At 62.9% G+C, this 16,184-nt stretch carries 14 protein-coding genes; 7 read left to right on the top strand and 7 right to left on the bottom strand.

Translation table 11 applies throughout. From position 1 onward, the window contains the following. Positions 1 to 20 precede the first annotated feature (20 nt). The 5 genes from BM151_RS15945 to BM151_RS15925 form a co-directional block, all read right to left on the bottom strand. Positions 21 to 1,337, bottom strand: a complete 1,317-nt coding sequence (locus BM151_RS15945; protein ID WP_090061745.1) for a TRAP transporter large permease — start codon at positions 1,335 to 1,337, stop codon at positions 21 to 23. A gap of 1 nt (position 1,338) precedes the next feature. Then, positions 1,339 to 1,884: a TRAP transporter small permease gene (locus tag BM151_RS15940; RefSeq protein ID WP_177213186.1), complete on the bottom strand. Its 546-nt coding sequence runs from the start codon at positions 1,882 to 1,884 to the stop codon at positions 1,339 to 1,341. A gap of 106 nt (positions 1,885 to 1,990) precedes the next feature. Continuing rightward, positions 1,991 to 3,112 carry a TRAP transporter substrate-binding protein DctP gene (gene dctP, locus BM151_RS15935; RefSeq protein ID WP_090061744.1) on the bottom strand — a complete coding sequence of 374 codons (1,122 nt, stop codon included), beginning with the start codon at positions 3,110 to 3,112 and terminating at the stop codon, positions 1,991 to 1,993. A 91-nt stretch (positions 3,113 to 3,203) separates the two neighbouring features. Next, complete coding sequence (locus tag BM151_RS15930) at positions 3,204 to 4,427, bottom strand: cytochrome P450 (protein ID WP_218151382.1); 1,224 nt, start codon at positions 4,425 to 4,427, stop codon at positions 3,204 to 3,206. A gap of 92 nt (positions 4,428 to 4,519) precedes the next feature. Continuing rightward, complete coding sequence (locus BM151_RS15925) at positions 4,520 to 6,211, bottom strand: dihydroxyacetone kinase family protein (RefSeq protein ID WP_090061743.1); 1,692 nt, start codon at positions 6,209 to 6,211, stop codon at positions 4,520 to 4,522. 128 nt (positions 6,212 to 6,339) lie between these two features. Between BM151_RS15925 and BM151_RS15920 the strand changes: the two genes are divergently transcribed. After that, entirely contained in the window at positions 6,340 to 6,843 is a 504-nt protein-coding gene (locus tag BM151_RS15920; RefSeq protein ID WP_090061742.1) for a MarR family winged helix-turn-helix transcriptional regulator, read from the top strand. Positions 6,844 to 6,858: 15 nt separating this feature from the next. On the opposite strand, the gene BM151_RS15915 is transcribed toward BM151_RS15920, so the two are convergent. Beyond that, positions 6,859 to 7,182 (bottom strand): 2Fe-2S iron-sulfur cluster-binding protein, encoded by a 324-nt coding sequence (locus BM151_RS15915; RefSeq protein ID WP_090061741.1) that lies wholly within the window; start codon positions 7,180 to 7,182, stop codon positions 6,859 to 6,861. A gap of 234 nt (positions 7,183 to 7,416) precedes the next feature. Next, positions 7,417 to 8,319, bottom strand: a complete 903-nt coding sequence (locus BM151_RS15910) for a LysR family transcriptional regulator (RefSeq protein WP_090061740.1) — start codon at positions 8,317 to 8,319, stop codon at positions 7,417 to 7,419. A gap of 135 nt (positions 8,320 to 8,454) precedes the next feature. Between BM151_RS15910 and BM151_RS15905 the strand changes: the two genes are divergently transcribed. The 6 genes from BM151_RS15905 to BM151_RS15880 all read left to right on the top strand — a co-directional run. Further along, positions 8,455 to 9,633: a cytochrome P450 gene (locus BM151_RS15905; RefSeq protein ID WP_090061739.1), complete on the top strand. Its 1,179-nt coding sequence runs from the start codon at positions 8,455 to 8,457 to the stop codon at positions 9,631 to 9,633. A gap of 26 nt (positions 9,634 to 9,659) precedes the next feature. Then, positions 9,660 to 9,974: a 2Fe-2S iron-sulfur cluster-binding protein gene (locus BM151_RS15900; protein ID WP_090061738.1), complete on the top strand. Its 315-nt coding sequence runs from the start codon at positions 9,660 to 9,662 to the stop codon at positions 9,972 to 9,974. Beyond that, a complete protein-coding gene (locus tag BM151_RS15895; protein WP_090061737.1) occupies positions 9,974 to 11,146 on the top strand; it encodes an NAD(P)/FAD-dependent oxidoreductase in 1,173 nt (390 codons plus the stop codon). The genes BM151_RS15900 and BM151_RS15895 overlap by 1 nt, the downstream gene beginning before the upstream one ends. An 89-nt stretch (positions 11,147 to 11,235) precedes the next feature. Next, positions 11,236 to 12,315, top strand: coding sequence for a TRAP transporter substrate-binding protein (locus BM151_RS15890; RefSeq protein WP_245781236.1), 1,080 nt, complete (start codon positions 11,236 to 11,238; stop codon positions 12,313 to 12,315). 601 nt (positions 12,316 to 12,916) lie between these two features. Continuing rightward, a complete protein-coding gene (locus BM151_RS15885; RefSeq protein WP_245781235.1) occupies positions 12,917 to 14,845 on the top strand; it encodes a methyl-accepting chemotaxis protein in 1,929 nt (642 codons plus the stop codon). Between the two features lie 515 nt (positions 14,846 to 15,360). Beyond that, positions 15,361 to 16,184: AMP-binding protein (locus BM151_RS15880; protein ID WP_425429569.1), on the top strand; the 824-nt coding region annotated here is incomplete at its 3' end.

Here is a 16,184-nt window from a genome sequence, read left to right as displayed (position 1 = left end):
CTCCGTTGCCCCGACGCGTCTCAACGCATCAGATCCGGCAGGAACAAAGTGATCGAAGGGAAAGCGATCAGCAGCACCATCACCACGACCTCGCAGGCGAGGAACCAGCCGACGCCGCGAAAGATCGTCCAGATCGGCACCTGATCGCCGACCACGGATTTGACCACGAAAACATTCATCCCCATCGGCGGTGTGATCATGCCGATCTCGATATATTTCACCACGATGATGCCGAACCAGATCAGATCCAGCCCGAGCGTATCGATCATCGGCAGGAAAACCGGCATGGTGATCAGCATGATCCCGAGAGGATCGAGGAACATGCCGAGGACGAGATAGATCACCGACAGGGCGATGACGATCAACAGCGGATCGCCGGCCCAGCCGCCGATCATATCGACCAGAAGCCCCGAGACCCCGGTCAGCGACAAAAGCCGCGTGTACATCACCGCGCCCATGCCGACAAAAAAGATCTGCGCCGTCACCGCCATCGCCTCTTTCAACGCTTCGATGAAGCGTCGCAGGCTCATCCGGCGCTGCACCAGCGAGATCACGAGCGCCAGGGCGGCACCGGCACCTCCGGCCTCGGTCGGGGTCACGATGCCACCGTAAAGCCCGCCGATGATGCCGAGAATGAGCACGGCGAGCGGCCAGGTTTCCTTGAGCGACGACATGCGATCGCGTTTGAGCGTGGCCAGGTCTTCAGCATCGAGCTTCGGCGCCAGTGCCGGGTTGAGCTTGCATCGGATCAGGATCATCACGACATAGGCCGCCCCGGTCAAAAGCCCCGGGATCACACCGGCGATCAGCAGGCGCGAGATCGAGACCTCGGCAAAGACGCCGTAGAGCACCAGCAGGATCGAGGGCGGGATCAGCGCCGACAAGGTGCCGGCAGAAGCCACGACACCTGTGGCCAACCCCTTGTCATAACCCGCGCGCAGCATTTCCGGGATCGCCAGCCGGCCCATCGCGGCGGCCGAAGCCAACGAAGAGCCGCAGGCCGCCGCAAACCCGGCCGAGGCCATATTGGCCGCCACCGCCAGCCCGCCGGGCAGGGCCGAGAACCACAGCCGTGCCGCCCGGAACAGCGCCGAGGAAATCCCCGACTGGTTGGCGATCGCCCCCATCAGCAGGAACATCGGGATCGCGGTCAGGTCCCAGCTTGCGGCAAAGGAAAACGGCGTTTCACGCAGGATCGACAGGGCAATCGGCACGTTGCGCACATAGGCCAGCCCGCCGAGCGAGACGACGCCCAACGCCACGCCGATCGGCACACGCAGCCCGATCAGGGTCAACAGGATCGCCAGCGTCGCCAGCCCGAAATAGAGCGTCTCCATATCACACCCCTTCCGAACTGGGCAGATCCGGGGCGGCATCGGGTGCCTGTCGCGGCGTATCCCCGCCGGACAGGCGCAGCAGGAGCTTGATCACCAGCACAAGCACCATTGCAGCACCACCGATCGGCAAAAGCCAGCGCGTCGGCCAGATCGGCAGATAGCCCCCGAAAATCTCCCAGACTTCGCCGCGTCTGGTCTTTGAGAGGGCCGAGAGCCAGGTCTGCCAGACGAAGGTCGAGACATAGGCGATGGCCAGAAGATCGGTGAGCAGCGCCACCAGCTTTTGCAGGCGCGGCCCCATCTGGCTGACGAAAAGATCCGCTGTCACATGCTGATCGCGCCAGCTCACCCAGGCCAGCGGCAGAAAGGCCACGGCGATCATGTAATAGGAGGCGGTGATCTCGCCTGTCCCCGGCAACGGATGGTTGAACAGGGTGCGCGAGATCACATCGACCGTGACATGGGTCATCATCAGCGCCCCGGCGCCCAGCGCGATCCAGAACAACAGATCGGCCAGCCCCGTCGCAAATTTCTGCAGAGGTTTCATCAAAGCCCTCGTATTTCGACTATGGATATTTCGACGATAGATCGGAACGGGCCAGCAACATGCGCTGACCCGCGAGCTCACGAGACACACATGGTCTCGACATGTCTCACAAGCTGGACGGATCGAGCTTGGAATAGACCTCATCCCAGAGCTTGGCCGCGAAAGCCTCGACATCCCCGTCGATCTCGGCCGAATAGCCGCGCCATTTCTCGACATTGGCAAGATAGCTGTCGATCAGGGTGGCCGGGTCCTTGAGGCCGAGCGCCTTGCCATTCTCGATCAGACGCGCCTTGTCCTCCTCGATGAACCCGCCGACCATCGCGGTGAGATCTGCGCCCGGAGCGACCAGCTCTACCCCCATTTCGGCCTGCTGATGGGCAAAGCTTTCCTGATCGCGCTCGACATAATTGCCGATCGTATGCTTGGCGGTCACATAGGCCGAGGCGCGCAGATGCGCCTGCTGCGCCTCCGGCGACATATCGAGGAAGGCCTCGCGGTTCATCAAAAGCCCGACGGCAGGAGAGGCCACGCCCAGAGGCAGGTCGGTCACCTGTTTCGCGTATTCGCCATAGCCGTAGGTCTGAAGCCATTCGCGCGCCGCCATCAGGCAATCGAGCCCGCCACGCTGCAACAGGCTCACCGCCTCGGTCAGGGTCACCGCCATCGGCGTCGCCCCGCCCATCGCCGCCATTTCCGCATAGCCGCCGGTGGCGCGGATGCGTTTGCCTTTCAGATCCGCCATCGATGCCACCGGTTCGGTGCACATCAGACGATAGGACGCCGAGGCGAAGGGCCCGAGCGGCAGGACATTGTTCTCCTTCTCCTCCGCCAAACATTCGGCACAGTCGAGAAACAGCGTCTCGCTCACCGCGCCGGCGACAGCCACCGGGTCATTGCCCGGCACCACGACGGAATAGAGCATCGTCAGCGAGGGCATCGCCCCGGGCGTATAGACCGGGATCTGCAACCCGCCCTGCATCAGCCCGTCGCCCACCGCGGCCAGAGAGCCACGGCCATCCGCCAATTGCCCGCCGGCGATCAGATCCCAGGTGACATCGCCCCCGGTCTCTTCTTCGATCATCGAAAAAGCCGCGGGCAATGTATCGGTGTTGAGATAATCCGAGGCCGGTGGCCAGGACCCGTAGATCGGCGTTTCGGCCATGACCGGGGTGATGTTCCCCCCGATCGCCAATCCTGCAATGGCGCAGAATCCTACTGTCAGTTTCATGATGCGTTTCCTCCCTTGCGCGCGCCCTCCTCCGGCGCTTGCATGTGCTTGGTTCAGTTCAGTCCTTTACATGTCCCTTTTGGGATTCTGATTACGCCGGCTCCACCTCCACCGGGATCGAATGATACCCTCTGAGCCAGTTGATATTCACCTTTTCCGGCGCACCGGTCAGATGGATGCGTTTCACCCGGGCCGCCAGCGCCCGCAGCACCGCCTCGGCCTCGAGCCGGGCGACCATCTGCCCGACACAGCCGTGCACACCGACACCGAAGGCCAGATGCCCGACCGGGCGGCGGGTGATGTCATATTCGTCCGGGCGCTCCCAGCGCGCCGGATCGCGATTGGCCGCAGCGAGCCACATCAGCACCTTTTCCTCGCCGCCGAGCTGCACCCCGGCCAGCTCGGTCGGCCCCGAGGTCGTGCGCCCGATCACCGGGCTCGGCGCGTTGAACCGCAACCCTTCCTCAAAGGCCGGGCGTGCCAGCTCCGGATCGGCCCGCAGCATGTCCCATTGTTCCGGCCGCTCCAGCAGAGCCACCAGCGTCATACCGATGCCGAACACCGTCGTGTCGATCCCCGCCGAAATGAACGCCCGCACCAACATGCCGGCCTCTTCCATGGTGATCTCGCCTGCATGAGCGGCGGCGTAGATCTCTGCTCCGAAACTGCCCGGCCGGATGTTTTCCTCGCGCATCTGGGCGCTGACATACTCGAACGTGCCCTGTTCCTCGACCACCCGGCGGGCCTCTTGATAAAGCGCGTTCTTGGGGCCCATCGCGTTGAAATTCAGGGTCGAATAGGGCATCAGATGATGCCGCCCGTCGGGGCTCAAACCCGCCGCATCGGGCAGGACCTTGAACGGGAAGGCAAAGGCCAGATCCTCCGCCAGATCAAAGCGGCGCCGTTCCACCAGCGCATCGACCATGCGCTCCGCCTCGCGTTTGAAATCCGCCTCGAGCCGGCGCAGCGCGGGCACCGAAAGCACCCGCGACAGCACCTTGCGGTTCGGCGTATGCACCGGCGGATCGGCTTCGAGAATGACCGAAGGCTTGCGCCATGGCTCCTCGCGGATGACATTGGTCATGCCGGTGCCATAGGCCGAGGAAAACCGCCGCCAGTCGGAAAACACCTCGCGCACCACCGCGTCCTGCCCGGTGATCCAGACCCCGTATTTCGGAATCCAGGCCACCGGTCCCGCCGCGCGCACCGCACGGTCGAAGGCCTCCGGATTGTCACGCGCCTCCTGGCTGAACGGATCGACGTCCAACACCGGGCGGCCGTGCATGCCCCCCTGATTGTCCTGCGTTTCGAGCATGAGCTCCTCCCGAATTCAGTTTAATGTTCAACAAATTTAATTTGCAACTTGTATTTTGCAGCCGCTCGACAGAACGGCTGATCCAGCCTCTGTCACGCCATGGCTTCGGCAGCTGCGGCAAGCCAGATCGCCACCGCCTGCGCCCCGGGATCGCGATGGCCCAGGACCCGCGCCCCGACATAGCTCGACCGGCCAAGTCGCGGCGCCATCTCGGCGGTCGCCGCCGCGCCAAGCTCCGCCGCTTCAGAGGCAAGACGCAGGGCACTCTTGATATCCTGCGCCTGTCGCATGGCTTTCACGGCCGGGGCCAGGGCATCAACCATGGTGCGATCCCCCGGCACGGCCCCGCCCAGGGCGCGCAACGCGGCGACACCCGCGGCAAATGCGTCGGTGAGCTGCGTCAATGGCTCCGGCCCGGCAGCGTTCAGGGCATTGCCCGCGCCGGTGGCCAGAATGGCATAGAGCGGTCCGGAGGTGCCGCCGGTGGAGGCGCGGATGATCGCGCCCACCCGCAGCCAAAGCGTTGCTCCGGAGAGGGGCTTCAACTCGCTCTCAGCCGCGATCAGCGCCTCCGCCCCACCGGCCAGAGAACGACCGATATCGCCATCGCCGACAATCTGATCCATACGGGTCAATTCCGGTTCCGTCGCGATCAGAGCCCGGCAAGCCGCCATGATCGCGGCGACGCTGCCGAGATCGCCCTGCTCCGCCGAGATTTTCGCCACGGGGGTTTGCGGCCCCGGCAGCGAGACAGGCAGCGTGACCGGCTCGCCCGGATGGCCGGGCAGTGCCCAGGCCGGCGCCATGGCCATGGCGTCAAGCGCATCGAGCCGCGCCGCGTCGAGCCGCATCAGCGACAGCGACACCCCGGCCATGTCGATCGCGGTCAGGAAGGTCCCGGCCCAGATCCGCTCGACCGCCAACCCGGCGGCGGCGCAGGCATCGAGTGCATCCCCGGCCATGATCGACACTTCCATCGGCGGCGTTGCACCGAGGTTGTTGACCAGAAGCGCGACCCGCTCACCCGCGGCAAACCCCCGATCCGTGACGATCTTGTCAACCAGCGCATGGGCCAGCGCCCGCGCTGGCAAAAGCGGCCCGCGTTCCAGCCCGGCCTCGCCATGAATGCCCAGACCCATCTCGATCTCGCCGGCGCCGAGTTCGAAATTCGGCGTCCCGGCGGCCGGGACGATACAGGGGGAGAGCGCCACGCCCATCGAACCGGTCGCCGCCACCGCCGCTTCGGCCCGGCGCTTGACCTCGGCCAACGGCAATCCGGCTTCGGCGGCGGCACCGGCGATCTTGTGGACGAACACCGTGCCGGCGATGCCGCGCCGCCCCGCGGTTTCCTCCGCCGTGCCCAGCGCGCTGTCATCGTCGACGATCACCAGATCGACCTCGACCCCTTCACTGCGCGCGATTTCCGCCGCCAGACCGAAATTCAGCCGGTCGCCAGTGTAATTCTTGACGATCAGAAGCACGCCCCCCGACCCGGCCACAGCGCGGATCGCGGTGAGCACCGCATCGGTCGAGGGCGAGGCAAAGACGTCGCCGGCCACCGCCGCGCTCAACAAGCCCGGCCCAACATAGCCGGCATGGGCCGGCTCATGACCGGAGCCGCCGCCGGAAATCAGCGCCACCTTGCCCGCCGCAAGCACCGTCTCGAGATCGGCGCGCACCACCGTGGTCGTGCCCTCGATCAGCCGGAGCCCGACCGAAGACCTCACCAGCCCCTTTAGCGCCTCCGGCACCACGGCCGGCACATCATTGATCAATTTCTTCATGCGTTTCTCCTCCCTTGAACGCAGCGCCGGTGCGCCCGGTCTCTTTATTATGGGCCATATCGGCCTCGAGCAGTTTGCAATTAAACTCGGGCTTCGCTATCCATGTCGGAACAATCAGGAGCCCCGCCATGTCCGAACCGGAAATTGTCACTGAACGCGATCTCTCGGTGCGGGCGGAAAGCTATGCCCCCTATTTCCTGTCACTGATCAACAACCGCCTGTCCTGGGGCGCGTCTCAGCTCTATCTCTCGCTCTTCGATCTCGGCCTCAACGAATGGCGCATCCTGTCGGCCTTGCGCAATGAACCGGGCATCCAGGCGCTCCGGGTCTCGGAAATGGTCGCGATGAACAAATCCGTGGTCAGCCGCTCGACCCGCAAGCTTGAGGAACAGGGGCTGGCCGTCGCGCGCCTGGTCACCGGAAAGCGGCTGTTGTGGCTCACCAAACAGGGCGCCAAGGTCCATGACGAGATCATCGAGATCGCCTATCGGCGCGAGGCGGCCCTGCTCGACGGCTTGGACGAGACGCAGCGCGCGACCCTGTTTGACCTGTTGCAGCGGCTGGCCGACAATCTGCCGAAGGTCGAAAAACTCGACCGCGATCTGATGCACAAGACGACGGAAACCGACTGACCCGCGACCCAAGCCTCAGTATTGCGCTTCCGGCAGGCGCACCACCATGCCCTCCATCTCCGGTGTGATCTGAACCTGACAGCCGAGACGGCTTGCCCCGGTCACCTCGGCCGCGGCACAGTCGAGCATTTCGGTCTCGATCTCCTGCTTGGGTGTCAGTACCGCGGCGAAAGCCGGGTCGAGATAGACATGACAGGTCGCGCACATGGCCGCACCGCCACATTCCCCGACAATGCCATCGACACCATGGCTCACCGCCGTGAACATGATGTTGTCGCCGGCCCGCGCGTCAACTTCGCGCCTCTGGCCCTGTGCGGTTTCGAAGATGAGTTTGACCATCTTTCTTCCTCCCTTTTATTTGGTTTATATATCAACTAATTTAATTATCAACAGTATTTGCAGAAATCGAGACAGCACGAATGATCGGCCCCGGCGCCAGCGACCGGCCCAGATGACCGATCGTGCAGCCGACAAACCCTTATTTTCCATGAAGATCTGTGAAGATCCCTACAACGAAGACGGCAGCATCAACGTCGGCACATGCCCGGCCGAAAGCACATGCCCCCCTGCGCCTCAGACCCCGCGCGTCGCGCGCACGACGAGATCCCGCACCCATTGATGCATCTGCGAGCGATGGGTCCGGGCGGTCCAGACCATCTGGATCTGGACCGGGGTCGGCACGGGACAGCGCGCAATGTGCAGCCCTTGGCCAAGCTTGCGCGACAGCCGTTCCGGCACTGTGGCGACCAGCTCGGACCCGGCGATCAGGGTCTGAATCCCCGCCGGGCTCGGGGTGCGAATGGCGATCGAGATCTCGTGCCCCTGCCGCTCCAGCTCCTGCATGTAGCGCGATTTCCACTTGCCGCCGTAGGTGATGTAAACATGATCGAGCGGCAGATATTCCTCCATGCTCAGCGCGGCTTTCGCCATCGGATGCGCCGGGTCCATCATGCAGACATAATGGTCGTCATAGAGCGCCCGGGCATAGAAGGCGGCGCCCAGCTGCACGAAGGGACCGATCAGCAGGTCCGCCTCCATCCGCAGCAATTTGTCATGGCCGAGATAGGAGGAATCGACAATCTCGATCCTGAGCTTCGGCGCCTCGGCCCGGATTGCATGTATGAGATGCGGGATGATCAGCTCACGCTCATAATAGTTGCAGGCGATCGTCACCGTCTCGGTGCTTTGTTTCGGGTCGAAATCCTGCGTCGCCGTCAGCTGCGAAAACCGTTCGAGCAGCTCTGCCGCTTCCGTGACCACCTCTTCGCAACGCGGCGTGGCGATCAGGCGCCGTGCCTCACGCACGAACAAAGGATCGTCGAACACGCCGCGAAGCTTGTCGATCGTGTAGCTCACCACCGACTGGTTCATCTCCAGATCCTCCGCCGCCCGGGTGAACGATCCGAGCCGATAGACCCGGAGCAGCACATCCAGCGCCCGGAAGTCCGTCGCCATCGGGTCCGTGACCTTGTTCATCGCCCCTCTCCTTGCGCGCACGCCTCTCGCATTACGATCTGAAAATCAGATCCTGACAATCTATCTGATCGTATTGATTGATGGAATCCACACTGATTAGCTCGGGCCACTACAGCTTTGGGAGGAGATCTGTAGATGCTCGATCTACCCGTGAACGAGGCGGTCACCCTGGCCGACCTGACCCGTGACCCCTATCCGATTTACAAACGCATGCGCGCCGAGACCCCGGTGGTCCGCGTCGCCCAGACCAACCGGATTTTCGTCACCCGTGCCGAACACACCAAATGGATCAAGGAAACGCCGGAGATTTTCAGCTCCGACGATCCGATGACACCGATGAAACCAGCATTTCAGGCCCATACGCTGATGCGCAAGGATGGCGATGAACACCGCGCCGAACGCATGGCGATGCAGCCGTCATTCTCGCCCAAGGTGATCCGCACCGACTGGGGCGAGCTCTATACGAAACTGGCCGAGGACTATGTCTCCCGCCTGCCGCGCGGCGAGACCGTGGATCTGTTCAAGGATCTTTGCGGCCCGATCGCCGCGCGCATTCTGGCGCATATGCTCGGGCTCGAAGAGGCCTCGGACGAAGAGATGCAGCGCTGGTCGCAACGTCTGATCGACGGCGCCGGCAATTTCGGCGAGGACCCGGAGCTGTTCCGCCTCTCGGACGAGGCCAATGCCGAGATGAACGCCCTGTTCGAACGGGTGATTCCGCGCCACACGGAGCAGCCCAACAACTCCGCCTTCTCGGTGATGCTCAACGGGCGCAACCCGATCCCGATGAGCCAGATGTATGCCAATATCAAGATCGCCATCGGCGGCGGTATCAACGAACCCCGCGATGCGCTCGCCACCATCGTCTACGGGCTCCTGACCAACCCGGATCAGCTCGACGAGGTGAAACGTCAGGACGTCTGGCTCGATGCGTTCGAGGAGGGCGTGCGCTGGGTCGCCCCGATTCAGGTCTCGGGTCGGCGCACCACGCAGGAGGTGCAGATCGGCGACCATCTGATCGGTCCTGGTGAGACGGTGATGACCATTCAGGCCTCCGCCAACCGTGACGAGGCGATCTATGGCGCGGATGGCGAAGAGTACAACGTGTTCCGCGACAAACACCCGCATCAGGCTTTCGGCTCCGGCCCGCATCACTGCGCCGGCGCCCAGGTGGCACGGCGCACCCTGGGCCAGATCATGCTGCCGCTCCTGTTCGACCGCTTTCCGAATATGACACTCGCAGATCCCGCACGCGTGATCTGGAGCGGCTTCGGTTTCCGCGGCCCGTTGAACCTGCCGGTTACCCTGAACTGAGCCTGAAACCGAGAGGACATGACTCAATGGCGAAGATTACTTTCGTCCAGCCCGACGGGCGCCGCCAGACCGTCGAGGCAGAAACGGGCAAAAGCGTGATGCAGGTTGCGCTGGCCCATGGCATCGACGGCATCCTCGCCGAATGCGGCGGCGCGATGATGTGTGCCACCTGCCATTGCTATGTCGATGACGACCGCACCGGCACGGCCAGCGAGGGCGAAGAAGACATGCTCGACTGTGCAGAGGCGGAGGTCCGCCCGACCTCGCGGCTGACCTGTCAGATCAAGGTCAGCGAGGCGCTCGACGGGCTCGTGGTGCATCTGCCGGAGGCCGATGAGTGATGGCCGCGACAGAGCTGAAACGCATCGTCATCATCGGCGCCGGGCAAGGCGGGTTTCAGGCCGCCGCGTCATTGCGTCAGGAAGGTTTCGCGGGCGAGATCGTCCTGATCGGCGATGAGCCGGAGCTGCCCTATCAGCGCCCGCCGCTGTCGAAAACCTATATGAAAACCGGCGACGCGACGATCTTGCCGCTGCGGCCTGAAAGCTTCTACGACGCTCAGGGCATCACCCTGCGCATGGGAAGCCGCGTCGAGGCGATCGACCGGGCGGTGCAGCGGGTCATGGTCGACGACGAGCCCGTCGCCTATGATCATCTGATCCTCGCCACGGGCACCCGCAACCTGCGCCCGCCCCTGCCCGGGATTGAACATTGCCTCGATCTGCGCAGCCTCTCCGATGCGAAGGCTCTGCGCGCGGCCCTCTCCGGCGCGTCTTCCGTCGGTGTGATCGGCGGCGGCTTCATCGGCTTGGAATTTGCCGCCGTGGCCCGCGCCGCCGGGCTCGAGGTGAGCGTGGCGGAAGCCGCGCCGCGGCTGATGGCCCGCGCCGTCTCCGCGCAGATGTCGGAACGTTTCGCCGAGAAACACCGCGCGCTCGGCACCATGCTCAGGCTCGCCGACCCGGTGGCGGAGATCTCCGCCAAGGGCCTCACGCTCGCCAGTGGCAAAAGCATCGCCTGCGATTTCGCGCTTCTGTCGGCGGGCGTCGTACCGAATACCGAGCTGGCCGCCGAGGCCGGGCTCAGCATCGAGAATGGCATCAAGGTCGATACACAGCTTCTGACCGAGGACCCCGCCATTTCGGCGCTTGGCGATTGCGCCAGCTTCCCCGATCCATTCAGCGGCCGCTTGGTGCGGCTTGAAAGCGTGCAAGCGGCCACCGATCACGCCCGCCATATCGCCAAACGGCTGATCAAAGGCGCGCAAGCCCCCTACCGTGCCGTACCATGGTTCTGGTCCGATCAGGCCGACTGGAAGTTGCAGATCGCAGGTCTCGCCGCGCCGGAAGATCGCGCCGAGGAACTGCCCGACGGCACCATGCTGCGCCTCGATGGCGAGCGGGTGACGGCGGTGGAAACCGTCAACAATGCCAAGGTGCATATGAGAAGCCGCAAGGCCATGGGACAGGGCACTCCCCTGATGCTCGAAGACTTCGCTGCGCTGGCCGGGTGAGGAACGGCCAGCGCAGGACGGACAACAGGGCCACAAGGCCCGAAACGCAACTCCGGCAGAGGAGGCCGGAGACCAAAGGGAGGAAAGACATGACGAATTCTATGAAACCGGGCCCGGTGAAGCCGGGCATGACACGCCGGACCGTTCTGGCCGGGATGGGCGCGGCGCTCGCGACGCCGGCCTTCCTGACGCGTGCCAATGCCGCCGAGGTGACGCTGCGCCTGCATTCCATGCTGCCCGCGCCAGCGCCGATGAACACGCAATTCTTCGAGCCGTGGATCGAGGAAATCCGCACCGCCTCCGAAGGCGCGATCAATATCGAGCTCTACCCCTCGATGCAGCTTGGCGGCAAACCCGGCCAGCTCCCCGATCAGGTGCGTCAGGGCATTTGCGACATCAGCTGGACCCTGCCGGTCTATTCACCGGATCGCTTCCCGGTGGCCGAAACCCTGGCGCTCCCGTTCATGGTGACCAATGCCGAAAAGACCTCGATCGTCATGCACAAGCTGATGGACGAATTCGGTCAGGGCGAATACCCGGGCACCAAGACGCTCGCCTTTCACACCCATGATGGCGGCAAGTTCCACACCCGCGAGGGGCTGATCCAGACCGCCGCCGACCTGAAGGGGCAAAAGCTGCGCGCGCCCAATCAGGCGGTCGGAAAGATGCTCGACATGATGGGGGTGGAGACCGTGTTCTTCCCGGTGACCGAAATGGTCGTGGGTCTGTCGAACGGTGTCATCGACGGCTGTTGCCTGCCCTATGAGGTGGTGCCCGCCTTCAAGCTGCAGGAGCTGACCAAGTTCACCTCCGCCCCTGCACCGGCGGCCCGTGGCCTCTATGCCAACACGTTTTCTCTGATCATGAACCAGCGCGCCTATGACGGCCTGTCCGACGATCTGCGCAAGGTGATCGATGACGCCTCCGGCATGGCGCTGTCGCAGCGCATCGGTCGTCAATTCGACGCGTTCGAGCAGAAAGGCAAGGAGGCGGTGATCGCCCAGGGCAACACCATCGGTGAGATTTCCGCCGAAGAGGTGGCAAGCTGGCGCGCCATGGCGGAACCCGTCTATGCGGAATGGACCCAGAAGCTCAACGATCGCGGGCTCGACGGTGCAGCCATCCTCGCCCGCGCCAATGCGCTTCTGGACGCGGGCCAACAGACGTAATCGCCGCGGCTCCTGCGAAACACCCGGCGGCTCGGGTCCCCAGATCCCCGAGAACCGCCGGTCTCTGGCTGCCCGATGGACATGTCACATCGGGCAGCGATTTCACGCCCTCTGCCCATGACATTCCCGCTCCGTGAAGCGCCGATCACTGTGGTCACAGAAAAGATCAGCCCCGATCGCGCGCCCGTCTCACATGTAGAATCAGCTGCAAGGGCTTAGCACCGTCCGGTCATCCTCCCCGGGCTTTCGCAATCCCGCATGCACATTTACCGAAACAGCCAGTGCGCCCCCAAAACGGGTTTGGCCGAGCGGCTTTCGGTCGCGGCGAGCGCATTCCCTCGCATGTATCAACCTCCATCCAACCTCATGATACATATGGTATTTGGAATACTTTCTCTAAAAAGCCGACCTGAGGGAGGCCCAAATCTGTGCGGCGCCGATACCCTAGACCACAGCCCCTTGAGGCAAAGCGTCATGGGAAATCGGCTCGGATGAATTGCGACCTGACATTTGCATATTTCTCAGAGCTAAACCCAAAATTAAGGGGTTTCCCCACATTGTGCAGACCACTGTCCATTCGACGAAAGACATGAGGTCGACAATGCTGAGCTCTTTGCTATCCAAACTCTCCGTTCGCATCTACGCCATCGTTGCCGTCGCTGTGATCATGATTGCCGTCCTGTCACAACTCATCCTCAACATTGCCTATAATTCCGCTCTGGACATGCGCAAACAGCACCTGAGTGACGTTGTGGATACCGCTGTCGCGAGCCTCGAACTGCTGGAAGAGAACGTCCGGAAAGGCGAGCTCACCCGCGAACACGCCATGATGCTCGGGCAAAACGAGCTGATGGCCATGCGCTACAATGGCAATGAATATTTCTTCGCGCTGGACATGAACAATCGCATGGTGGCGCATCCGATGAAACCGGAGATGAACGGTCAGGATCAATCCGGTTACGCCGACACCCGCGGCACCAAGATCTTCGGCGCCATGAAAGACATCGTCGCAACACAGGGCAGCGGTGCGCTGACCTATTATTTCTCGAAACCCGATGGCGATGGAGATGAAGAGAAGATCAGCTACGTCAAAGGTTTCGAACCCTGGGGCTGGTATGTCGGCACCGGTTCCTACCTCTCCGACATCAAGGCAGATCTGGCCCATATGCGCCTTGTCGGCAACGGGATTCTTCTGGCCGCGCTGCTGATCCTGGTGACCATTTCCACCCTGCTGGTGCGCTCCGTCACCCACCCGCTGAACGCGATCAAGTCGCGCATGGCCGATATGGCCGATGGAGATCGTGAAAGCGACGTGCCGATGACCCATTCGCAAAGCGAGATCGGCGAGATCGCCCGTACGCTCGAAGTGTTCCGTCAGGCGCTTGTCGAACGCGAGGAGCTCGAAAAAGCTCAGGCCGCCAAGGATGCCGAGCTCGCACACGAACGCGAAGAGAATGCCGAACGCGAACGTCAGGTCAAACTGCGCGAGGAACAGGCCGAAGAACAACGCCGTCAGGATCAGGAAACGGCCCGGCTTGAGAAGGAACAGGCCCGTGAAGCCGCCGAACGCGAACGCGAACGCAATCTGCAAGAGCAACAGCGCGTCGTCGAAAGCCTCGCCACGGCGCTCGGCGCGATGTCGCGCGGGGATCTCACCGTTCGCATCGAGGGTGAATTCCCGCCAGCCTACGTCAAGCTTCAGAACGACTTCAACCAGGCCGTGGAAACCATTGCACAACTGGCCCGTTCGATCGTCGAAGGTGCCGCGACCATTCTCGGCGAGACCGACAATCTCAACAGCGCAGCGGTCGATCTGAGCCGCCGCACCGAGACACAGGCCGCCTCGCTCGAGGAAACCGCTGCGGCAATCACCGAGCTGGCCGCGTCGGTCGACAACTCGGCCAAAGGCGCGAAAGACGCGGCCGTCTCCGTCGGTCAGGCGAAGGAACGCTCCTCGGTCGGTCGCACAGTGGTTGAGCGGACCGTAAAGGCCATGAGCGACATTGCCGAAAGCTCGTCGCAGATTTCGAAGATCACGTCCGTGATCGACGACATCGCCTTCCAGACCAACCTTCTCGCGCTCAACGCCGGCGTCGAGGCGGCGCGAGCCGGCGATTCCGGGCGGGGCTTTGCCGTTGTGGCGTCAGAAGTACGCGCCCTGGCGCAACGCAGCTCGGAAGCTGCAAATGAAATCGCCAAGCTGATCGATACATCCGGAAAACAGGTGGACGAAGGCGTGCAGCTCGTGAACGCGTCCGGCGAGGCGCTGAGCGAAATCGAAACGCTCGTCTCAAACTTGGACAGCCTGATGAGCGGCATCGCCACCTCGGCCTCCGAACAGTCGGTCGGCCTCGCAGAGATCACCACAGCTGTCAGCCAGCTCGATCAGGTGACCCAGCACAACGCCGCGATGTTCGAAGAGACCACAGCGGCACTGCAATCCCTGAAAGCTCAGGCCACGGCGCTCGAACGTGACAGTGCGCAGTTGAAAACAACCAAGGACAACGATGACATCCGCCTCGCCTCCTGAGCGCGACAGTTCGGCCTGACACACTCCCGCCCGGCGCCCGCAAGGATGCCGGGCGATCGCATTGCAACGGGTGGCCTGCGAGCCACTCCCCGACCGCAGTGAACGCTCCACGACTCGCGGAGCTGCGCCGATGTTTCTTGTGGTCGCAAGCAAGGCGCCCACACTCCGACACCTGTACGATTTACCGCCGCAAGCCTGTAAAGGCCGCCTCGCCCCGCCCTCCTGCGCTCAGGCGCCCCGGGCAAACACAGCCGCTATGACATTGGCTAACAGCTTACAAATCATAGACTTTAGACAGGTTCTCGCGGCAACGCTGTAAACGTATTTACATACTACAGTAAAGTTTCGTGAAGCCCTTCACAAACCACCACCCAATGCCCCGTAAGTTACGGGATTTTTCGCTTCAGACGCTGTAAACCAGAAATTGAGGAGGAGCTTCGTTCGCGCCAGGAGAGCGCAAACGGGCCGTGAATTTCAGTCTTTAGGGAGGCGACATGTCTGACGACAGCACTTTGATGACCCCACCTTCGGAGGCCTTTGCCTCGAAGGCCCATATTTCCGCCGAACGGTACGAAGAGATGTACGCGCGTTCGGTTTCTGATCCGGTGTCGTTCTGGGCGGAACAGGGGAAGATTCTCGACTGGATGGAACCCTATACGCAGGTGAAGAAGACCTGTTTCGATTTCGGCCGCGTCGACATCAAATGGTACGAGGACGGGGTTCTCAATGTCTCCGCCAACTGTATCGACCGCCATCTGGCGAAGCGCTCTTTGCAGACCGCGATCATTTTCGAGCCCGACGATCCGGAGGCCGAGGCCCAGCACATCACCTACAAGGAGCTCTCCGACAAGGTGAACCGCATGGCCAACGTGCTCCTGTCTCAGGGCGTGATGCGCGGCGACCGCGTCGTCATCTACCTGCCGATGATCCCCGAGGCGGCTTACGCGATGCTGGCCTGTGCCCGGATCGGTGCGATCCATTCGATCGTCTTCGCCGGCTTCTCGCCGGACGCGCTGGCCAACCGCATCAACGACTGTGGCGCCAAGCTGGTCATCACGTCGGACACAGCACCCCGTGGCGGTCGTCGCACGCCTCTGAAGGCCAACACCGACGCCGCTCTGCTGCACTGTTCCGACAAGGTGCGCTGCCTCGTGGTCAAGCACACCGGTGATCAGATCACCTGGATCCAGGGCCGCGACGTCGATGTCAAATACCTGATGGAACACGCCAGCCCGGATTGCCCACCGCGGCCGATGAATGCCGAGGACCCGCTGTTCATCCTCTATACCTCCGGCTCCACCGGCAAACCCAAGGGCGTGGTGCACAGCTCCGGCGGTTA

Origin of the sequence: Celeribacter neptunius (genome assembly GCF_900113955.1) — a bacterium.
GTDB classification, from domain to species: domain Bacteria; phylum Pseudomonadota; class Alphaproteobacteria; order Rhodobacterales; family Rhodobacteraceae; genus Celeribacter; species Celeribacter neptunius.
The sequence above is the reverse complement of the archived record's forward strand: the minus strand, read 5'-3'. Positions and strand labels throughout refer to the sequence as shown.